Origin of the sequence: Streptomyces sp. NPDC056987 (assembly GCF_042673865.1) — a bacterium.
Lineage (GTDB): Bacteria > Actinomycetota > Actinomycetes > Streptomycetales > Streptomycetaceae > Streptomyces.
In genome coordinates this window covers 59,788-80,117 of record NZ_JBHURV010000041.1, presented here as the reverse complement: position 1 = coordinate 80,117, position 20,330 = coordinate 59,788, and the positions used below count along the sequence as shown (strand labels likewise).

At 70.1% G+C, this 20,330-nt stretch carries 19 protein-coding genes and 1 riboswitch; of the genes, 11 read left to right on the top strand and 8 right to left on the bottom strand.

Annotation, left to right across the window (positions count from 1 at the left end; translation table 11 throughout):
* Positions 1 to 36: 36 nt before the first annotated feature.
* Positions 37 to 1,320, bottom strand: coding sequence for an extracellular solute-binding protein (locus tag ACFTZC_RS34250; RefSeq protein ID WP_382896470.1), 1,284 nt, complete (start codon positions 1,318 to 1,320; stop codon positions 37 to 39).
* A 248-nt stretch (positions 1,321 to 1,568) separates the two neighbouring features.
* On the opposite strand from ACFTZC_RS34250, the gene ACFTZC_RS34245 reads away from it, so the two are divergent.
* From ACFTZC_RS34245 to ACFTZC_RS34225, 5 genes are all read left to right on the top strand, one after another.
* Entirely contained in the window at positions 1,569 to 2,333 is a 765-nt protein-coding gene (locus ACFTZC_RS34245) for a GntR family transcriptional regulator (protein ID WP_329829689.1), read from the top strand.
* 179 nt (positions 2,334 to 2,512) lie between these two features.
* Entirely contained in the window at positions 2,513 to 4,765 is a 2,253-nt protein-coding gene (locus ACFTZC_RS34240) for a carbon starvation CstA family protein (protein WP_382896466.1), read from the top strand.
* Complete coding sequence (locus ACFTZC_RS34235; protein WP_382896464.1) at positions 4,762 to 5,052, top strand: CstA-like transporter-associated (seleno)protein; 291 nt, start codon at positions 4,762 to 4,764, stop codon at positions 5,050 to 5,052. Before ACFTZC_RS34240 ends, ACFTZC_RS34235 begins: the two co-directional genes overlap by 4 nt.
* A gap of 33 nt (positions 5,053 to 5,085) precedes the next feature.
* Positions 5,086 to 5,254: riboswitch (cobalamin riboswitch) on the top strand.
* Positions 5,255 to 5,401: 147 nt separating this feature from the next.
* Complete coding sequence (locus ACFTZC_RS34230; protein ID WP_382896461.1) at positions 5,402 to 7,801, top strand: ribonucleoside-diphosphate reductase subunit alpha; 2,400 nt, start codon at positions 5,402 to 5,404, stop codon at positions 7,799 to 7,801.
* Positions 7,801 to 8,811 carry a ribonucleotide-diphosphate reductase subunit beta gene (locus tag ACFTZC_RS34225; RefSeq protein ID WP_382896458.1) on the top strand — a complete coding sequence of 337 codons (1,011 nt, stop codon included), beginning with the start codon at positions 7,801 to 7,803 and terminating at the stop codon, positions 8,809 to 8,811. The genes ACFTZC_RS34230 and ACFTZC_RS34225 overlap by 1 nt, the downstream gene beginning before the upstream one ends.
* Positions 8,812 to 8,861: 50 nt before the next feature.
* On the opposite strand, the gene ACFTZC_RS34220 is transcribed toward ACFTZC_RS34225, so the two are convergent.
* Positions 8,862 to 9,344: an ATP-binding protein gene (locus ACFTZC_RS34220; protein WP_382896455.1), complete on the bottom strand. Its 483-nt coding sequence runs from the start codon at positions 9,342 to 9,344 to the stop codon at positions 8,862 to 8,864.
* Positions 9,345 to 9,521: 177 nt separating this feature from the next.
* On the opposite strand from ACFTZC_RS34220, the gene ACFTZC_RS34215 reads away from it, so the two are divergent.
* The 3 genes from ACFTZC_RS34215 to ACFTZC_RS34205 all read left to right on the top strand — a co-directional run bounded on the left by ACFTZC_RS34215 (position 9,522) and on the right by ACFTZC_RS34205 (position 11,995).
* Positions 9,522 to 10,367 carry a Scr1 family TA system antitoxin-like transcriptional regulator gene (locus ACFTZC_RS34215; RefSeq protein ID WP_382896453.1) on the top strand — a complete coding sequence of 282 codons (846 nt, stop codon included), beginning with the start codon at positions 9,522 to 9,524 and terminating at the stop codon, positions 10,365 to 10,367.
* Positions 10,364 to 10,588 carry a DUF397 domain-containing protein gene (locus ACFTZC_RS34210; RefSeq protein ID WP_382896450.1) on the top strand — a complete coding sequence of 75 codons (225 nt, stop codon included), beginning with the start codon at positions 10,364 to 10,366 and terminating at the stop codon, positions 10,586 to 10,588. The genes ACFTZC_RS34215 and ACFTZC_RS34210 overlap by 4 nt, the downstream gene beginning before the upstream one ends.
* A gap of 207 nt (positions 10,589 to 10,795) precedes the next feature.
* Positions 10,796 to 11,995 carry an APC family permease gene (locus ACFTZC_RS34205; protein WP_382896485.1) on the top strand — a complete coding sequence of 400 codons (1,200 nt, stop codon included), beginning with the start codon at positions 10,796 to 10,798 and terminating at the stop codon, positions 11,993 to 11,995.
* Between the two features lie 112 nt (positions 11,996 to 12,107).
* On the opposite strand, the gene ACFTZC_RS34200 is transcribed toward ACFTZC_RS34205, so the two are convergent.
* Together ACFTZC_RS34200 and ACFTZC_RS34195 are read right to left on the bottom strand one after the other, a co-directional pair.
* Positions 12,108 to 12,770, bottom strand: a complete 663-nt coding sequence (locus ACFTZC_RS34200) for a response regulator (protein ID WP_382896447.1) — start codon at positions 12,768 to 12,770, stop codon at positions 12,108 to 12,110.
* Positions 12,767 to 13,891, bottom strand: a complete 1,125-nt coding sequence (locus tag ACFTZC_RS34195; protein ID WP_382896444.1) for a sensor histidine kinase — start codon at positions 13,889 to 13,891, stop codon at positions 12,767 to 12,769. Before ACFTZC_RS34195 ends, ACFTZC_RS34200 begins: the two co-directional genes overlap by 4 nt.
* A 214-nt stretch (positions 13,892 to 14,105) precedes the next feature.
* Here ACFTZC_RS34195 and ACFTZC_RS34190 point away from each other — a divergent pair, with 214 nt between their 5' ends.
* Positions 14,106 to 14,486, top strand: a complete 381-nt coding sequence (locus ACFTZC_RS34190; protein ID WP_382896441.1) for a DUF6223 family protein — start codon at positions 14,106 to 14,108, stop codon at positions 14,484 to 14,486.
* Between the two features lie 196 nt (positions 14,487 to 14,682).
* Here the strand turns inward: ACFTZC_RS34190 and ACFTZC_RS34185 are convergent, their stop codons facing one another.
* The 4 genes from ACFTZC_RS34185 to ACFTZC_RS34170 form a co-directional block, all read right to left on the bottom strand.
* Positions 14,683 to 15,432, bottom strand: coding sequence for an SDR family oxidoreductase (locus ACFTZC_RS34185; RefSeq protein WP_382896438.1), 750 nt, complete (start codon positions 15,430 to 15,432; stop codon positions 14,683 to 14,685).
* 127 nt (positions 15,433 to 15,559) lie between these two features.
* Entirely contained in the window at positions 15,560 to 16,159 is a 600-nt protein-coding gene (locus ACFTZC_RS34180; RefSeq protein WP_382896435.1) for a DinB family protein, read from the bottom strand.
* A gap of 69 nt (positions 16,160 to 16,228) precedes the next feature.
* On the bottom strand, positions 16,229 to 17,107 hold the full coding sequence (locus ACFTZC_RS34175) for an LLM class flavin-dependent oxidoreductase (RefSeq protein ID WP_382896433.1): 879 nt from the start codon (positions 17,105 to 17,107) through the stop codon (positions 16,229 to 16,231).
* A 78-nt stretch (positions 17,108 to 17,185) separates the two neighbouring features.
* Positions 17,186 to 18,205 carry an aldo/keto reductase gene (locus ACFTZC_RS34170; protein ID WP_382896430.1) on the bottom strand — a complete coding sequence of 340 codons (1,020 nt, stop codon included), beginning with the start codon at positions 18,203 to 18,205 and terminating at the stop codon, positions 17,186 to 17,188.
* Positions 18,206 to 18,445: 240 nt separating this feature from the next.
* On the opposite strand from ACFTZC_RS34170, the gene ACFTZC_RS34165 reads away from it, so the two are divergent.
* Positions 18,446 to 19,066: a TetR/AcrR family transcriptional regulator gene (locus tag ACFTZC_RS34165; protein ID WP_382896427.1), complete on the top strand. Its 621-nt coding sequence runs from the start codon at positions 18,446 to 18,448 to the stop codon at positions 19,064 to 19,066.
* Positions 19,067 to 19,219: 153 nt separating this feature from the next.
* Entirely contained in the window at positions 19,220 to 20,317 is a 1,098-nt protein-coding gene (locus ACFTZC_RS34160) for a hypothetical protein (RefSeq protein ID WP_382896425.1), read from the top strand.
* The last annotated feature ends 13 nt before the right edge of the window (positions 20,318 to 20,330 follow it).

The following is a 20,330-nucleotide window of genomic DNA, read 5'->3' as shown; positions in this document are numbered from 1 at the left end:
CCGGCAGATCGTGCCGGCGGACGCCCCGCCCTCAGGTCACTTGGTGTTGATGACCTTGTCGATGGCGGCGTCCGCTTCCTTAGCGGCCGCCTCGACCGACTGCTTCCCGGTGCCGATGGACTGCAGCATCGTCTGGAGCACCTGGGCCTTCTCGACCTGGCCCCAGCCCGGCGCCATCGGCACGAACCAGCTCGACTCGGCCGCCGTGGCCGGGACCGCGGTCGCCGGGTCGTTCTTCAGCGTCGCGAGGTCGGTCTTGTTGTTCGGCAGGTTGCCCTTGGCCATCAGGCCCTTCTGGCCCGCGGCGCCGGTGTACGCGTTGATCCACTCGGCGGCGGTGGCCTGCGCCTTCGACTTGACCGGTACGGCCAGGTCGGAACCGCCGAGGAAGACGGGCATGTTGGCGCCGGACGGGCCCGGCATCACGAAGTTCTCCAGGTTCCCCTTGAGCTTGCCGGTCTTGTCGCTCTTCGGGTCCTCGGCGGTCGCGCCCTCCCAGGCGGCGCCGAAGATCATGCCGGACTGGCCCTGGCCGTACACGATGTAACGGTCCGACTCGTCCTTGGTCTTGTCCGCGTGCATGTACGCGTCCAGGATCTTCTTGTACTCCTTCAGTCCCTTGAGGGACTCGGGCGAGGAGAGGTTCGCCTTGAACGAGCCGCCGTTCTCCTCGGCGATGGAGCCGCCCGCGTCGTACACGAAGGACATGGCCGCGTACCAGTCGCGCGTGGGCTGGTACCAGGCGCTGAACTTGTCGCCCTGCTTCGACTGGATCTTGTCGAGTCCGGCGGTCAGTTCGGCGTAGGTCTTCGGTACGGCGGCGACCCCGGCCTCCTTGGCGACGTCCTTGCGCCAGTTGGCGACGCGGCCCCCGGCGTAGTACGGCACGCCGTAGGTCTTGCCGTTGTACGTCACCGACGACTTGAGGCCGTCGAGCCAGGCGTCCGAGTTCTCGAACTTCGCGGGGTCGAGCTCGGCGAAGGCGCCCTTGACGGTGTAGCCGAGCATCTCCGTGTTGCCCATCTCGACCACGTCGGGGGCCTTGTCGGTGGCGAGTACGGCGTCGAGCTTGGCGTTCTTGTCGGGCCAGCCGTAGTACTCGTGCTTGATCTTGATGCCGGGGTTCTTCGCGACCACGGCGGCGTCCGCGGCCTTGACCAGCTCCGGCCAGTTGTTCTGGGCGTCCACCGTCAGCCAGACGGTGAGCTCCTTCGCCGACTCTCCCCCGGCCGCCCCGCCCTTCGGATCGTCGGAACCACAGGCCGCGAGGCCGATCACCATGCCTGCGACGCCGACCGCCGCGATGAGCTTGCGCTTCACGCCACCCTCCTCAGGGACACTGCAACCCCCCTGGCCCGTTTAATGGTTTAGACCATTTGACCAGTAGCAAGTGAGCTTGGCCTAGACCTTTAGGGGTGTCAAGGGTGTATAAGAAGGGCTGTCGTGTCCGTTATCGGACCGACACCTGAGAGAGGGCGACGACTCGTGGCCGGACCGTGCCACCATGTGAGCCGCGACAGACGGAGGAGCCGGTGACGGCAGCAGCGCAGGAGTCGGGAAGGCAGGCCATGGCCACGGACGGGGTCGGCACGGAGACCGAGGGCGGACCCGCCACCCGTACGGCCCGCGTGCCCAAGTATTACCGCCTCAAACGGCACTTGCTCGACATGACCGAAACACTGCCGCCCGGTACGCCCGTACCGCCGGAGCGCACCCTGGCCGCCGAGTTCGACACCTCGCGCACCACCGTCCGCCAGGCGCTCCAGGAACTGGTCGTCGAAGGGCGGCTCGAACGCATCCAGGGCAAGGGCACCTTCGTCGCCAAGCCCAAGGTCTCCCAGGCCCTCCAGCTCACCTCGTACACCGAGGACATGCGCGCGCAGGGCCTCGAACCGACCTCGCAGCTCCTCGACATCGGGTACGTCACCGCCGACGACACCCTCGCGGGACTCCTCGACATCACGGCCGGCGGGCGCGTGCTGCGCATCGAACGGCTGCGGCTCGCGAGCGGCGAGCCGATGGCCATCGAGACCACCCACCTCTCGGCGAAGCGCTTCCCCGCCCTGCGCCGCTCACTCGTCAAGTACACGTCCCTCTATACGGCGTTGGCGGAGGTGTACGACGTCCACCTCGCCGAGGCCGAGGAGACGATCGAGACGTCCCTGGCCAACCCGCGCGAGGCCGGGCTGCTCGGTACGGACGTGGGCCTGCCGATGCTGATGCTCTCGCGCCACTCGCTGGACGCGGCCGGCGAACCGGTGGAGTGGGTACGGTCCGTCTACCGCGGCGACCGCTACAAGTTCGTGGCCCGCCTCCAGCGCCCCCGCCCCTGAGCGGGGCCCCGGAACGAAAACCCGCCACGGCGACATAAACCCACCGTGCGCGGGCAGTTAACGTTCCGGGATATGGGCTGGTGGTAGCGCGTCCCGGGATGGTCCCCTAGATTTCCTGCGCATTACGCGTCAGGTACAACGCAGGTGACCAGCGGTGACCAGTGAGGGGACGACTCGCCATGCCAGAGCCCGCGCCGAAAGGCGCCCCGTCGGCCGACACCCCGTCGACCGACCCCGCGCCGACCGGCACCCCACCGAGGACCACCGGGGGTCTCACCCCGAGATCCGTCGTCATCTGGACACTGGTCGCGCTGGTGGGCGCGGCGGGCTGGGGGGTGCTCGCCCTCTCCCGGGGCGAGGAGGTCTCGGCCGCCTGGATGCTCGCCGCGGCGCTCGGCTCGTACGCGATCGCCTACCGCTTCTACTCCCGCTTCATCACGAACCGTGTCCTCAGGGTCGACAGGACCCGGGCCACCCCCGCCGAACGGCTCGACAACGGGGTCGACTTCCACCCCACCGACCGGCGCGTGCTGTTCGGCCACCACTTCGCGGCCATCGCGGGCGCCGGGCCGCTGGTCGGCCCGGTGCTCGCCGCGCAGATGGGGTATCTGCCCGGCACCATCTGGATCGTCGCGGGCGTCATCTTCGCCGGCGCCGTCCAGGACATGGTGACGCTGTTCTTCTCCACCCGCCGCGACGGCCGTTCGCTCGGCCAGATCGCCCGGGACGAGATCGGCCCCTTCGGCGGCGCCGCGGCCCTGATCGCCGTCTTCATGATCATGATCATCCTGCTGGCCGTGCTGGCGCTGGTCATCGTCAACGCGCTGGCGCACTCGCCGTGGGGCGTCTTCTCCATCGCCATGACCATCCCGATCGCCCTCTTCATGGGCGTGTATCTGCGGGTGCTGCGCCCCGGCCGGGTCAGCGAGGTCTCGCTCATCGGGGTGGCGCTGCTGCTGTTCGCCATCGTGGCGGGGGGCTGGGTCGCCGAGTCCTCGCTCGCCGACACGTTCACGCTGGAAGCGGGCACGCTGGTCATCTGGATGATCGCGTACGGCTTCCTCGCCTCCGTGCTGCCGGTGTGGATGCTGCTGGCGCCGCGCGACTACCTGTCGACCTTCATGAAGGTCGGCACGATCGTGCTGCTGGCGCTGGGCGTGGTGATCGCGCTGCCCACCATGAAGATGGAGGCGATCACCGACTTCGCGAGCCGCGGTGACGGCCCAGTCTTCGCCGGGTCGATGTTCCCGTTCGTCTTCATCACCATCGCGTGCGGCGCGCTCTCGGGTTTCCACTCGCTGATCTCCTCGGGCACGACGCCGAAGATGGTCCAGAAGGAGACCCAGATCCGGATGATCGGTTACGGCGCGATGCTGACCGAGTCGTTCGTCGCGATCATGGCGCTGATCGCCGCCTGCATCATCGACCCGGGGCTGTACTTCGCGGTCAACTCCCCGGCCGGGGTCATCGGCGGTACGGTCGAGTCCGCCTCGCAGGCCGTCGCCAACCTGGGCTTCACCATCTCGCCCGACCAGCTCGCCCAGGCGGCCAAGGACGTCGAGGAGACGAGCCTGCTGTCGCGGACGGGCGGGGCACCGACCTTCGCCCTCGGCATGGCGGAGATCTTCTCGTCCGTCGTCGGCGGCACCGCCATGAAGGCGTTCTGGTACCACTTCGCGATCATGTTCGAGGCGCTGTTCATCCTCACCACGGTGGACGCGGGGACGCGTGTCGGGCGCTTCATGCTCCAGGACATGCTCGGCAACGTGTACAAGCCGATGCGCGAGGTGAGCTGGAAGCCGGGCGTCTGGTTCGCCAGCGCGGTGGTGGTCGGCGGCTGGGGCTACTTCCTCTGGGTCGGCGTCCATGACCCGCTGGGCGGCATCAACCAGCTCTTCCCGCTCTTCGGCATCGCCAACCAGCTCCTGGCGGCCGTGGCGCTCGCCGTCTGCACCACGCTGCTGGTCAAGTCCGGCCGCCTGAAGTGGGCGTGGGTGACGGCCGTACCGCTCGCCTGGGACGCCGCCGTCACGCTCACCGCGAGCTGGCAGAAGATCTTCTCGTCCGACCCGAGGGTGGGCTTCTTCACCCAGCGCGACGTGTACCAGTCGGCCATCGACCGGGGCGAGGTGCTGGCCCCGGCCAAGAGCATGGACGACATGCACACCGTGGTCACCAACTCCACGGTGGACGGGGTGCTTTCGGCGCTCTTCGCGGTCCTCATCCTCGTGGTCATCGCGGACGCCGGACGGGTCTGCTTCAAGGCGATCCGCGATCCGGAGGGCGTCCGGCTGGCGGAGGTCCCGTACGTCGAGTCGAAGATCGTCGCCCCGGCCGGCCTGATCCCCACCCAGGAGGAGAAGGCGGAACTGGCCGCCGCCGAGGCCACCAGGGAGCGGGAGAGCGTCCCGGCGGGAACGGGCCCGGCATGACCCGGATCCAGAGCCGGGCGGATCGGGTACGGCACATGGCCGGGCGGATCCGCTGGTACGTACGGGAGTTCACCGGCGAGTCGGCGTACGAGCGCTACGTGGCCCACGCCCGGGCCCACGCGGACGCGGCAGCCGGTGCGGGAGCGGGCGTGGGCACGGGTACGGGTACGGGCGTAGGTGCCGGCGCCGGTGACCCGGCGGGCGGGATCATGACCCGCCGCGCCTTCGAACGCAGCCGTACGGACGCCCGCGAGGCCGATCCGCGCGAGGGCTTCCGCTGCTGCTGAGCCGCCGCCGATCCCGCACTGCGGCGCCGTACGACACAACATCTGGGGGGTGGCGCGGCGCGCGCCCCCCAGATGTATGCTCGACCTCGCTGTCGACGCAGGGGAATCCGGTGTGAATCCGGAACTGTCCCGCAACGGTGTACTGTGGCGCGCTTTGTCGCGCCCGCCAGTCCGAACACCTGCCGGCAGTGCGTCCGGCTCGACCGATCCGGGCGCCCAGACGTCCGGGCCTCGCGGTTGGGCCGGTGGACGCGGCGCGGTGTGCTGCCCTCTGCGATGACGGGCGTACGGCCGTGCGCGCGGACCCGTGCCTCCTCGCGGCCCAGAGCCGAGCGAGGGAGAGCACCACGTGACCATCGCGCCAGCGGATCCGGTTTCAGCAACGACCGAGCGGGGGCCCGGAGCCGGGCAGCCACCGGCGGCCGACGCCCCCGGCACCGCGCTGCTGCGGATCCTGACCGAGCTGACCGCCGATCTGCCCGACGCCGACCCGGGCAGGATCGCCGCCGCCGCGCTGCGCGGCCGTAACGCCCGCTCGGACGAGGCCGAGCTGCGCGAGCTGGCCACGGAGGCGGCGGCCGGACAGATCTCCGAGGACCCCGCGTACTCCCGGCTCGCCGCCCGGCTGCTCACCCGTACGATCGCCGACGAGGCCGCGTCCCAGGGCGCCGTGTCGTTCTCCGCGTCCGTCGCCACCGGCCACCGCGAGGGCCTGATCGCGGACCGTACGGCCGGCTTCGTCGCGCGCCACGCCGCACGCCTGGACGCGCTGATCGACCCGGCCGCCGACGACCGCTTCGGCTACTTCGGGCTGCGCACCCTCTACAGCCGCTATCTTCTCCGGCACCCCCTCACCCGGCAGGTCGTCGAGACGCCGCAGCACTTCCTGCTGCGCGTCGCCGCCGGGCTCGCCGAGGACGACAGCGACCGGGCGGTGGCGGAGGTCGGGCGGCTCTACGGGCTGATGAGCCGCCTCGACTACCTCCCCTCCTCCCCCACGCTCTTCAACTCCGGCACCCGCCACCCCCAGATGTCCTCCTGCTACCTGCTGGACTCGCCGCTGGACGAGCTGGACTCGATCTACGACCGGTACCACCAGGTGGCGCGGCTCTCGAAGCACGCGGGCGGGATCGGGCTCTCGTACTCCCGTATCCGCTCGCGCGGTTCACTGATCCGGGGGACGAACGGCCACTCCAACGGCATCGTCCCGTTCCTGCGGACCCTCGACTCCTCCGTCGCCGCCGTCAACCAGGGCGGCCGGCGCAAGGGCGCGGCCTGCGTCTACCTGGAGACCTGGCACGCGGACCTGGAGGAGTTCCTCGAACTGCGCGACAACACGGGCGAGGACGCGCGCCGTACGCACAACCTCAATCTCGCGCACTGGATCCCCGACGAGTTCATGCGCCGGGTCGAGGCGGACGGCGTCTGGTCGCTCTTCTCCCCCGTGGACGTGCCGGACCTGGTCGACCTGTGGGGCGACGCCTTCGACGCCGCGTACCGCAAGGCGGAGGCCGACGGTCTCGCGCGCAGGACCCTCAAGGCCCGTGAGCTGTACGGCCGGATGATGCGCACCCTCGCGCAGACCGGCAACGGCTGGATGACCTTCAAGGACGCGTCGAACCGTACGGCCAACCAGACCGCCGAGCCCGGCCACACCGTCCACTCCTCCAACCTCTGCACCGAGATCCTGGAGGTCACGGACGACGGCGAGACGGCCGTCTGCAACCTCGGCTCCGTCAACCTGGGCGCGTTCGTGGACGCGGCCACCGGCGACATCGACTGGGCGCGGCTGGACGAGACCGTCCGTACGGCCGTCACCTTCCTCGACCGGGTCGTCGACATCAACTTCTACCCGACCGAGCAGGCCGGCCGCTCCAACGCCAAGTGGCGCCCGGTGGGCCTGGGCGCGATGGGCCTCCAGGACGTCTTCTTCAAGAAGCGGCTGCCCTTCGACTCCCCCGAGGCCGCCGCGCTCTCCACCCGGTTCGCCGAACGGATCATGCTCGCGGCGTACGAGGCCTCCTGCGACCTCGCCGAGCGGGACGGCCCGCTCCCCGCCTGGTCCAAGACGCGCGCGGCGCGCGGGGTACTCCACCCCGACCACTACGACGTGACGCTGAACTGGCCCGAGCGCTGGGCGGCGCTGCGCGCCCGGGTCGCGGAGACCGGCATGCGCAACTCCCTCCTCCTCGCCATCGCGCCGACGGCGACCATCGCGTCGATCGCGGGCGTGTACGAGTGCATCGAGCCGCAGGTCTCGAACCTGTTCAAGCGCGAGACGCTCTCCGGGGAGTTCCTCCAGGTCAACTCCTACCTGGTGGAGGAGTTGAAGCGGCTCGGCGTCTGGGACGCCCGGACCCGCGAGGCGCTGCGCGAGGCGAGCGGCTCGGTGGCGGGCTTCGGCTGGATCCCGGCGGAGGTACGGGAACTGTTCCGTACGGCGTGGGAGATCCCGCAGCGGGGCCTGATCGACATGGCGGCGGCCCGTACGCCGTTCCTGGACCAGAGCCAGTCGCTCAACCTGTTCCTGGAGACGCCGACCATCGGGAAGCTCAGCTCGATGTACGCGTACGCCTGGAAGAAGGGGCTCAAGACGACGTACTACCTGCGCTCACGCCCGGCGACCCGGATCGCCCGCGCGGCGGGCTCGGCGCCGAGGCCGGCAGCTGTCCCCGCTCAGCTCACCCCGGCCGACGAGGCGATCGCCTGTTCCCTGGAAAACCCCGAGTCCTGCGAGGCCTGCCAGTAATGACGACGGAAAAGAATCTCCTGGACCCGGGCTTCGAGCTGACGCTCCGCCCCATGCGCTACCCGGACTTCTACGAGCGCTACCGCGACGCGATCAAGAACACCTGGACCGTGGAGGAGGTCGACCTCCACTCCGACGTCGCCGACCTCGCCAAGCTCACCCCCGGCGAGCAGCACATGATCGGCCGGCTGGTGGCGTTCTTCGCGACGGGCGACTCGATCGTCTCGAACAATCTGGTGCTGACGCTCTACAAGCACATCAACTCCCCGGAGGCGCGGCTCTATCTCTCGCGCCAGCTCTTCGAGGAGGCCGTGCACGTCCAGTTCTATCTGACCCTGCTGGACACCTACCTCCCGGACCCCGAGGACCGCGCGGCGGCCTTCGACGCGGTCGAGGAGATCCCGTCGATCCGCGAGAAGGCGCGGTTCTGCTTCCGCTGGATGGACTCGGTGGAGAAGATCGACCGCCTGGAGTCCCCGGCGGACCGGCGCCGCTTCCTGCTGAACCTGATCTGCTTCGCGGCGTGCATCGAGGGCCTGTTCTTCTACGGAGCGTTCGCGTACGTCTACTGGTTCCGCTCGCGCGGTCTGCTGCACGGCCTGGCCACGGGCACGAACTGGGTCTTCCGCGACGAGACCATGCACATGAACTTCGCCTTCGAGGTCGTGGACACGGTCCGCGAGGAGGAGCCGGAGCTCTTCGACGACGCTCTCCAGCAGCAGGTCATGGACATGCTGAGGGAAGCGGTCGAGGCGGAGCTCCAGTTCGGCCGGGACCTGTGCGGCGACGGACTGCCGGGCATGAACACGGAGTCGATGCGCGCGTACCTGGAGTGCGTCGCGGACCAGCGGCTCCAGCGCCTCGGCTTCCCGCCGGTGTACGGGTCGCAGAACCCGTTCGCGTTCATGGAGCTCCAGGGCGTCCAGGAGCTGACGAACTTCTTCGAGCGGCGCCCGTCGGCGTACCAGGTGGCGGTGGAGGGCACGGTCGCCTTCGACGACGACTTCTGACATGTACGGGAAGGGCGTGGCCGTCGCGAGCAACTGCGCGGCGGTCACCTTCAGGAGAAGTACTCGGCCGCGCTGTACCTCACCTCTGCCCAGACCGTCTTGGTGTACGGATCCCGTACGCCCCACCCCCACCGGTCGGCATGGGCGGCGACCAGCAGCAGCCCCCGCCCGCCGGTCGACTCTCCGTCGGGCGGCGGGAAGATCCCGGGCGCGCGGGGCAGCCGGCCGGGCCGCGTGTCGATGACCTCGACCCGGACCCGGTCGGCCCCGAGCCCGAGCCGCACCTCGAAGTCCCGCCCGGGGGTGCGGCCATGGGTCACCGCGTTGGCGGCCAGCTCGGCGACGATCGCGGAGACCGCGCCGGAGGCGGGGGCGGTACGCGGAACGTCCCACGAGTCGAGCTGCTGAGCACAGAGCAACCGGGCGAGCCGGGCACCGCGATGGCTGGAACTGAGCCTGATCCGCGAGACCGGGAAGAGCGGCGAGAAGGCCGGCGGCGAGCCCGGTTCGGCGAGGGAAATTTCCGACTCCATAGGGTAACCGTCCCGTTACCCGGATAACGTCACCAGGGCAGACGGCCGTACCTGACCAGCCGGTACGGACCGAACCCCGATTCTGTACGGGTCGCGGTCCGTAACGGCGCCGGGACGCGGCGCGTTGCACAAGGAAGGTTATGCACGCATCGGCACACACGATGGGGTGTGAGGCGTATGGGAACCAGCCGCCAGAGCCAGAAGAAGCAACGGACTCAGGATGACGGCCGACCTCGTATCTGGGTCGGCTACGGAAAGATGGTCAGGCTCCACCGCGACCGCGCGGGCCTGACCCAGCAGGAACTCGCCGACGCGGTCGGCTACTCGTACGAGCAGGTCGCCTCGATCGAACAGGGGCGCCGCCCGGCGAAGTCGGCGTTCACGGACGCGGCGGAGACGGTGCTGAAGGCCGCCGGAACGCTGGCGGTGCTCCAGGACGACGTGGACCTGGCCAAACTCCCGGCGTTCTTCCAGGACTTCGCGAAGTTCGAGTTGGAGGCGGTGAGCCGGTACGACTTCGAGCCGTTACTGATCCCGGGACTGCTCCAGACCGAGCCTTACGCGCGGGCGCTCTTCACCGCAAGCTGCCCGCCGCTCAGCGACGAGATGATCGAGCAGAACGTAGAAGCGAGGCTCGGCCGACAAAGGCTGCTCACCCGCACACCCATGGTCGAGACATGCTTCATCATCGGGGAGGCCGCCCTCACCACGACGGTGGGCGATAGTGACGTGATGCGGGGGCAGCTTCACCATCTGCTGAAACTGGGCCAGGCGCGCAATGTGGCGATCCAAGTGATGCCCTCGGACAGCGACTTCCACCTCGGGCACAACGGACCTATGGTGCTGTTGGAGACCCTGGAGCACCGGCAGGTCGGCTACATCGAGTCGCAGGGCGTGGGGTTGGTGATCACCGACGCCACAACGGTCAGCACCTTGGGGCTGCGCTATGGCAAGCTGCGTACACAGGCCCTGAACGCGGTGGAGTCTGCCCGTCTGATCGAGCGCATGGCAGGAGAGCTATGAACACCGAAGGCTCCACGGACTGGCCGTCCCATCTGGTGTGGTTCAAGAGCAGCTACAGCGGCACAGACGGCGGAAACTGCGTAGAGGTGGCCCTCGTCCCCACCACCGTCCTCATCCGCGACTCGAAGACAGTCCCCGGTCCCATACTCAACGTCCCCGCCGACCAGTGGGCCACGTTCATCGCCTTCACCAGCACCCGGCGGGACACCACCACCTCCTGACGTCCGGCCCACTCACACCTGACCGGTCCCGCGGACGGGTCGGAATTCACGAAAGATTGGATCACTGGTTCCGGCCGGACACCTTGCTCCGCTACGGTGCGCCGAGATCTTGTGTGCGGGCATGAGCGGCGAGCCGCCGCGAGGGAGCAGGCGGTGAACGTGGTGCGGGCCTCGGCCGGTGACGGCGAGTTGAAGCGGCGCCTCGGGATGTCCGACGCGGTGCTGATCGGTCTCGGGTCGATGATCGGGGCGGGTATCTTCGCCGCGCTCGCTCCGGCGGCCCGGGCGGCCGGGTCCGGGCTGCTGCTCGGGCTGGCTCTCGCGGCGGTGGTCGCGTACTGCAACGCCACGTCCTCGGCACAGCTGGCCGCCCGCTACCCGGCTTCCGGCGGCACCTACGTCTACGGCCGTGAACGGCTCGGTGACGTCTGGGGCTACCTGGCCGGCTGGGCGTTCGTCGTCGGCAAGACCGCCTCCTGCGCGGCCATGGCGCTGACCGTGGGCACCTATGCCTGGCCCGGTCAGGCCCACGCGGTCGCGGTGGCGGCCGTGGTGGCGCTGACCGCGCTCAACTACACCGGCGTGCGGAAGAGCGCGCGGCTGACCCGCGTCATCGTCGCCATCGTTCTGGCGGTCCTCGCCGCGGTGGTCACCGCCTGCCTGACCGGCGGGACCACCGAGGCAGCCCGGTTGGCCATCGGCGCGGACGCCACGGCGAGGGGCGTCCTGCAGGCGGCCGGGCTGCTGTTCTTCGCCTTCGCCGGCTACGCCCGTATCGCCACCCTCGGCGAAGAAGTCCGTGACCCTGCCCGCGCGATCCCCGTCGCCCTGGCCATCACGCTCGTCGTCTACGCCTCGGTCGCCGTCGCTGTCCTGTCGGTGCTCGGGCCCGACCGGCTCGCCCACTCGACCGAGCCGCTCACCGACGCCGTACGAGCGGCCGACGTCCCCGCTCTGGCCCCCGTCGTGCGAGTCGGTGCCACCGTCGCCGCGCTCGGGTCCCTGCTCGCGCTGATCCTCGGGGTCTCCCGCACCACCTTGGCCATGGCCCGCGACCACCATCTGCCCCACAGCCTGGCCGCGGTCCACCCGCGCTTCGGCGTGCCCCACCGCGCCGAACTCGCCGTCGGCGCAGTCGTCGCCATCGCCGCCGCCACCGCCGACCTACGCGGAGCGATCGGTTTCTCCTCCTTCGGTGTCCTGGCCTACTACGCCGTCGCCAACGCCGCCGCCCTCACTCTCACCCCGGCCGAGGGCCGCCCGCCCCGCGCCGTTCCCGTCCTCGGTCTGGCCGGCTGCGCGCTCCTCGCCCTCGCCCTGCCCCTGGCCTCCGTCCTCTCCGGAGCCGCCGTCCTGACCGCCGGTGCCGCCGTCTTCGGCGTACGCAAGGTCCGCGGCCACGGCTGACCGACGCTCCGCTTGCGGGCGGAGCGCCGCCACGGCCCGAGGGGGCCGCAGGACGGCAACCGGGCGGAATCGCGTGCAGGAAGACACAACCGTCGGCCGCCGGGAGTGGGGGTCAGGAGTTGCGTGGCGTTACCAGGCCGGATTCGTAGGCGAGGACTACGAGCTGAGCGCGGTCACGGGCGCGGAGCTTGGCCATGGCCCGGTTGATGTGGGTTTTCGCGGTCACAGGGCTGATCACCATGCGGTCGGCGATCTGGTCGTTGGACAGGCCCCGCGCAACCATGGCGACGGCCTCGCGTTCGCGGTTGGTCAGCTCTTCCAGCCCCGTGCGGGCGGCCGCGTCGAGCGGCTGGGTGACATACCTGTTGATGAGCTTTCGGGTGATTGACGGTGCGAGCAGGGCGTCGCCGCGCGCGGCGACGCGTACGGCGTGCAGGAAGTCCTCCGGCACGATGTCCTTGACGAGGAATCCGGCAGCGCCGGCCCGCAGCGCGTCGAAGACGTATTCGTCCAAGCCGTAGTTGGTCAGGATGACGACGTGTACCCGGGCCAGGGTCGGCTCCGCGGCGATGAGCCGGGTCGCCTCGATGCCGTCCATGACCGGCATCTGGATGTCGATGAGCGCGACGTCGGGCAGGTGCTCCTTCGCCAGAGCCAGGCCCTCCTTCCCTTCGCCGGCCTCGGCCACCACCTCGATATCGTCCTCGACTTCGAGGAGCGCGCGGAATCCGCTGCGAATGAGCGGCTGGTCGTCGACCAGCAGGACACGAATCATGACGTCCGGTCCACGGGGAGTTCGGCCCGGACGGTGAAGCCGCCCCCACTGCGGGGTTCGGCGCGCAGCCGACCGCCGAGGGCGGTCACGCGTTCGCGCATCCCGAGCAGCCCGACGCCGGGCGTCGGAGCGGCGTACGGGGTGGCCTTGCCATCGTCATCGATGTGAATGGTCAGGGCGTCCGGGCGGTAGTCGATGTGGACCGATGCGGTGGTGGCGGTGGCGTGTCGGGTGATGTTTGTGAGCGACTCCTGAACGATCCGGTAGACGGTCCGTTCCACCGCGGCCGGCACGTGGTGCCGTTGTCCGTCGGTCGTGAGCCTCGCGTCCAAGCCGCCCATCCGGGCACCTTCCACCAAGCCCGGGACGTCGTCGAGCCCACGGGGCGGGGGCGTGTCGACGTCGCGCAGCGCTTCCAGGGTCGCACGCAGCTCCCGGGTCGCCTCACGACCGGCCTGCTGGATTGCCAGCAAGGCCTCCGGCACCTCCTCGCCACGCTTACGTGCCAGGTGAACGGCGACCTCGGCCTGCACCTTGATGATCGAGATCTGGTGGACGAGGGAATCGTGCAACTCTCGCGCGATGTGCAGCCGCTCCTCGTCGGCGCGACGCCGCGCGGTCTCCTCCCGGGTGCGCTCGGCTTCGTCAGCCCGCCGCTCGGCCTGCCGCAGCGCCTCGCCCGCGGCCCCGGCGGCGATCAGCCAGGCAATCTCAAGGGCGCCCCGGGCCTGCGCGAACGCCTCGCCCATGTCGTGCAGGGAGACCAGGGCCGCGAGCGGAAGAGCGGCCAGCAGGGTCACGGACGCCGCCACCGTGATGACGCGGTGTCCCGCCCGCACCGCGGCGTACACCGCGAACAGATACGCCACGGCCGCCACGTCGAAACCGGCCGCCTGGTAACCCACCGCGCACATCCCGGTGACGGCCAGGACAGTGACCGGAGCACGGCGTCCGGCAGCCAGCGCCAGGCCACCGGCCACCAACAGCACGTAGCCGAGCAGGTCGAGGCTTGTGGCGGGGTGCTGTCCGGACAGCCCGGTGACCAGCAGGACAGCCGCCACACAGACGGCGATCGCCCAGTCTCTTGCGGCGGCCCGAACACGGAACCGTCCTGTAGTCATGCGCGCACCGTAGCCGGATCTCGCGGCGGGCGAGTCCTGCTCCCGGACGAGCGGACGGCTACCGCGCACGCAGTACCTTCGCGGCGCCTGCAGCGTCCACGGCAGGCGGATGCGGCATCGGCCGCAGCGCGAATTGCCTGCGCCTGCCGGACGACCGGCGGTGGGTCCGGCGGACATGCTCGGGCCACGTACCCCCGTAGTGAAGGAGCACCTCATGTCAGTCCGATTCGTGCTTGCCGTACCCGCGGCCGCGCACGCCGCGTTCCAGCCGGTCGCCGCCAGTGCTCTCACCATGAGCGCCGGGCGACTCGGTGCCATCGCGGCCGGGCTGGTGGGGCTGACCGGCGTGGCCGTCGGTGGGCTGGCTCTGCGCTCCGCCGGTCGTATCGGCACCGGCTACAGGCGCGGCGGGCCCATCGCCGCCCTGGTGGCGGGAGTGATCGCCATGGCCCTCGGTGGGCTGGTGGTGGCCACCTCCGACAGTGGTATCGGCACCGGCAACGGGCGCGGCGGGGCCTTTGTGGCCCTGGTGGTCGGGCTGATCAGCCTGGCTCTCGGCGGGATCGCTCTGGCCCGCTCCCGCCGCGCCGGCTGACCGGCGGACCGGCGGACCGCGACGAGGCCAGGGCGCTCTGTTCGGCGGGAGCGGGAGCCGGGGCCGGGGCAGTCGGCCGAACGTCTGGTCCTCCGCCGAACGCCTGGGCGCGCACTGGGGCGTTCTGTGCGCGCCGGGGTGTTCCGCGGGGCCGGAGTCGGGTCCTCGTCGGGTCGTCAGGGGGCCGGGCGGCTGGTCACCAGGGCAGCGGGTGGTGGCTCAGGTCTTCGTCGGCGGTGACGGCTGTGCCTGACGGGCCGCCGGGGGGCAGGGTGGCCATGCGGATGGGGAGCAGGGCTCCTTGCGCGGCGGTCAGGGCGCCCACGTGTCCGTTCTGGTCGGTCGCCACGGATCCGGGGGAGACCGCGTTGACCAGGATCGGCTCCGCGCGCAGTTCGTTCGCGTACGTCACGGTGACGGCGTTCAGCGCGGCCTTCGAGGAGTTGTAGGCCAGCAACTGCGGAAACGCCTTGTTGGACGCGGCGAGGGAGACGGAGCCGAGGTTGCTCGTGAGGTTCACTATGCGCGCGGCCGAGGAGCGGCGGAGCAGCGGCAGCATCGCGTTGGTCACCGCCACGACGCCGAACACGTTGATCTCGTACGTTCCGCGCATCTCCTCGACCGAGGTGCCGCTCGGCCGGTGGATGGGGGTGGCGAGCACACCGGCGTTGTTGACCAGGATGTCGAGTCCGCCGGCCTCGTAGGCGATCGTCTCCGCCGCCGCGTCGACCGACGCCTGGTCGGTGACGTCGAGTTGGACGAATCGCGCGTCGTATCCACGCGCGGCCAGGGCGGACACGGCCGATGTGCCCCGGTAGGTGTCGCGGGCGCCGAGGTAGACCGTCATCCCCAGACCGAGGAGCCCTTCGGCGACCGCGAACCCTATGCCCTTGTTGGCGCCGGTCACCAGGGCCAGCCGCTGAGTGGGATTGATATGAGTATCCATGATCTGCCCATACTGGCCGACCGGCCCTGCTCAGGTGGGCCGGTTGCGCATCCCGGTCCCCGGTAACCGGAGATCACCTCCGTCGCACGGCCGGGCCCGTCCCCCGCCGGGCCGCGGCGGGGCGGGCTCAGCCCTGGCCGGCTTCTCGCGCCACGCGCTCCAGTCCGCTGCGGTACGTCTCCCACCAGGCCTGGTCGCCCGGTGGCATGTTGTCCTTCTGCTTCAGCAGTCCGGCGGTCCCGTCGATGAGTTCGCGCACGATGTCGGCGTGCCCGGCGTGGCGTTGGGCGTCGGAGATGACGTGCACCAGGATGCGGTGCAGGGTCACCTCGCGCCGCTCCTCCGGCCACCACGGCACGTGGCCGATCGCGTCGAGGGGCAGCTCCGCGATCGTCCTGTTCGAGTGCTCCCACGCCCGGTGGTACAGCCCGACGATGTCCTCGCGTGACTCGTCCGCGCTCGCCCACATGTCCGCGTTGGGGTGGGCGTCCTCCGTGTACCACCAGGGCGGAGGCTCCCCTTCGAAGAACGGCCGTCCGAACGTCTCGCCGAAGTACCCCATCTCCACGGAGGCGACGTGCTTGACCAGGCCCAGCAGGTTGGTCCCCGTGGGCGTCATGGGGCGGCGTATGTCGTACTCCGAAAGCCCTTCGAGCTTCCACAGCAGCGCGTCGCGGACTTCTTGCAGATAGCGGAGAAGTTCCGCTTTGGGATCGGGTTCAGTCATGCCGGGAGTCTCGCACGCGGCACTGACAGTCCGGCTCCGCGCCGGAGGAGACCCGTACGGACGGGCCCGTCAGGCCGACGGCGTGATGAGTTCGTCCGTGACCCAGCGGGCGACACCGGCCGGGTAGGGCGTCGGCAGTCCGAGCACGATGTGCCGGAAACCAGCGCCGGTCGCCTCGCCGATCGCGTCCCGGGTGGCGCCGGGCCGGTCGTACGAGACGGGCAGGTGGATGGAGCGGGTGATCGAGGCGGGGTCGCGGCCGATCTCGGCACAGTAGCGGTCCAGCAGCGCACTGCGGCCGATGACGTCCTCGATGTCGCCGCCGGGGATGTTCCACAGGTCGGCGTGGGCGGCGACCACGCGCAGCGTCGAGGACGCGCGTCCGCCGATGAGGAGGGGCGGATGCGGGTTCCGCTGGACCGGCTTGGGGTTGCAGAACGCCCCGGTGAGCCGGACGTAGGTGCCGTCGAAGTCGAACGGCTCGGTCTCGGTCCACAGCCGCCGGATCACCGTGCACGCCTCGTCGAGGCTGGCCACGGCGTGGGCGGCGTCGTGGAAGGGCAGCCCGTGGGCGTCGTACTCGCGCCGGGCCAGCGGGTGACCGGGCCGTGAACCGGCGCCGATCCCGAAGTCGAGCCGGCCGCCGGAGACGATGTCGACGGTCGCGGCGATCTTGGCCAGCATCGCGGGCGGCCGGAAGCGGTTGCTGGTCACGAGCACGCCGAGGCGCAGTCGCCGGGTCTGCGCGGCGAGGGCGGAGAGCAGTGTCCAGCCTTCGTGGGCCGTTCCGCCCGGGGCGCCGGCGATCGGCATGAGGTGATCGAACAGCCACGCGTGCTCGATCTCCGGGATGGCGTCCGCCTCGCGCCAGACCCGCAGGATGTCGTCGTAATCGACCTGTTGGGGCGCGGTCATGATCCCGAATCGGGGCCGGGTCGGTTGTGGCATGGAGCTTGTTGGTCCTTTCAGCACCGGGCGCGCCGGGTACGGGCGCGCCGCTTCCGGAAGAGTGCGGGGCCCGGCCGGTCAGCGGCGCCGCAGGGAGGCGTCGAGCAGCGCGGGAGGGGTGTCGAACTTCTCGTGTGCGGCGAGGTCGACACCGGGGGCGACGATCGCGTCGATCGCGTCCAGTACGTCGGCGGGGAGCACGGTGTCGGCGGCGGCGAGCTGCGAGCGCAGGTGGTCCGGGGTGCGGGGGCCGATGATCGCGGCGGTCACGGCGGGGTGCGCGGTCACGAAGCCGAGCGCGAGCTGGATCAGCGTGAGCCCGGCACCTTCGGCGACTCCGGCCAGTTTCTCGACCGCGTCGAGCCTGGCCCGGTTGGCGGGGAGCGTGGTGTCGAAACGTTCCGGCATGAGCGTCGAGCGGTGGGTGGTGAGGGACCGTCCTGACCGGATCGCGCCCGACAGCCAGCCCGAGGCGAGCGGGCTCCACGCCAGCACACCGAGTCCGTACTCCTCGGTCACGGGCAGGACATGGGCCTCGATCCCGCGCTGGAGGATCGAGTAGCTGGGCTGTTCGGTGACGTAACGGCTCAGATGGCCGTCCCGGGCGGCCCACTGTGCCTGCACGATGCGGTACGCGGGGAAGGTCGAGGAGCCGAAGTACCGGATCTTTCCGGCGCGTTGCAGGTCGGTCAGGGCCGACAGGGTCTCCTCGTCACCGGTGCTCGGGTCCCACCGGTGGATCTGGTAGAGGTCGACGTGGTCGACACCGAGGCGGCGCAGGCTGTTGTCCAGCTCGGTGACGAGCCAGCGGCGCGAGCTGCCCCGGTGGTTGCGCTCCTCGCCCATGGGCATGGTCGCCTTGGTGGCCAGCACGATGTCGTCGCGCCGGCCGGCGATGGCCTTGCCGACCATCTCCTCCGACTCCCCCGCGCCGTACATGTCGGCGGTGTCGATGAGGTTGATCCCGCCGTCGAGGGCGGCGTCGACGATGGCCGTGGCCTCGTCCTGGGTGGTGCGTCCGATCGCGCCGAAGTTCATCGCGCCGAGCGCGAGCGAGCTGACCTGCACGCCGGTGCGGCCCAAGGTGCGGTACTGCATGGCTGTGTTCCTCCATTGCGGGTGAAGCATGGCGATAAGCGTGGTGGCGACAGGTGGTGCGACACGGGTGGCGACGAGCCGTCGCACGGCGCGGTTGAGCCGCCGGCCCCCGCTCTGACACCATAAGTAAACGGAACCCTGTTCCAGAAAACATACGGAACACCGTTCCGCTTGGCAAGCCGGAAGACCGGAAGACGTGAGCACGCCGGGCACGAGCCCGACAGCGGAAGGAATGGCGCGATGAACGACGACAACGGGAGTACGGAACCCACGGGCACGGAACCCACGGGCACACAGCCCGCGGCCCGCCCCAAGCGCACGGACGCCCGGCGCAACAAGGAGACACTGCTCGACGCGGCGGCCGCGGTTTTCGTCACGTCGGGCGTGGAGGCGCCCGTACGCGACATCGCGGCCAAGGCCGGTGTCGGGCTGGGCACGATCTACCGCCACTTCCCGACGCGGGCGGATCTCGTCATCGCCGTCTACCGGCACCAGATCGAGGCCTGCGCCGAGGCCGGTCCCGCCCTGCTGGCGAGCAGCGCGACCCCGCACGCCGCGCTGGCGCAGTGGATCGATCTCTTCGTCGACTTCCTGGTCACCAAGCACGGCCTCGCCTCCGCGATGCGCTCCGACGACACCGGCTTCGAGGCGCTGCACGCCTACTTCCTCGACCGCCTGCTGCCCGTGTGCAGCCAACTGGTCGAGGCCGCGGCCGCCGCCGGGGAGATCCCGCCGGACCTGGAGGCGTACGAACTCATGCGCGGCGTCGGGAACCTCTGCATCGGCGCGGAGAGCGATACCCGCTACGACGCGCGCCGGCTGGTCGGGCTCCTCGTCGCCGGACTGCGCCGGCCGAACTGACCACCGGCGACCGGCAGAAGGCCGTCCCTCTACACTCACCCTCACGTACCTCACAAGCCAATACAGTGAAACGTCGCGGGAATTCCAGTAGTTGCCGCCGGGCTAAAACTTCACCAGTGGGTCGTGGCGCGGCCGGGAGGGTTGGAGAGACGCATGCAGGCACCTCACGAGAGACCGCAGCAGTCGAAAACGCCGGCGAAGAACACGGCGGCAGCGAACACGCCGGCGCCCGGTGCCGACTCCACGGCGTACGCGGCGTACACGGCGTTGCAGAGCAGTGCGGGAAATGCCGCGGTGGCCAGAATGATCGAGCAGCGCGGGCCTGCTCACGGACCTGCTCACGGGCCTGCTCACGGCCCCGGCCACGCGGCCGGCCCCGGTGCCACGGCGCACGCGTCCTCGGGCCGGGCCGGCCTGACCGTGCAGCGTGCTGTCGACTACGCACAAGCCCCGTGGTCCAAGCAGCATCTCGCGCCTGACGCGTTCACCGCTCTGCTGAGCCAGGCATCGGGTGGGGAGCAGCCGGGGAAGGACTTCTCCGTCCCGTACCGCGATCTGTTCGAGACCCTGAACGCCTCGCCCCAAACGATCGCGATCAACGAGCAGGCAGGGCCGTCGGCCGGTTCGCGCGCGTTGTTCGCCCTGGCCCCGGAGGCGGTCGGCGGCACGTTGCAGATCGCACCGCCAGGGGCCAATGCCTCCGCGGAGGAGCTGCGGAAGTTCGCCGCGACCATCACGCACGAGATGCAGCACGCCCTGGACTCGGTCGAGGAGCGTTACAGCTCCAAGGAGAAGCCGCAGAACGTGAGACAGCGCAAGATCTCGACCGAGTTGCGGGCGTTCGGCCGGGAGGCGGCCGCGGCGCTGAAGCTCGCCATGGGGGACACGTACGACCGGGGCAAGGGGACGCTGACCCAGATCCTGTCGAGCACGCCCGAGGGGCGACTGACCCCCGAACGCAATCAGCTCGCCCGCGAGTTCCACATCCTGGACAGCTATCACCGGGGGAAGAAACCGATCCGCGCGGCCTTCGCCGAGCAGCCGCAGGGTTTGCAGATCGGGATCAAGTCAAGTCTGCTCCTCGAACGCCTGGCGGGATATCTCGCCCAGTACAAGCTCGTCACGCCCACCCCGAACAGCCATGAGGCGCTGGAGTGGCTCATGAAGGAGGAGAACGCGGAGGTGCTGCAGAAGGGGCTCGTGGAGGGCGTCGATCTGTTCCATCAGCACCGCCCTGAAAAGGGTGAGTGACCAACCCGTCGGT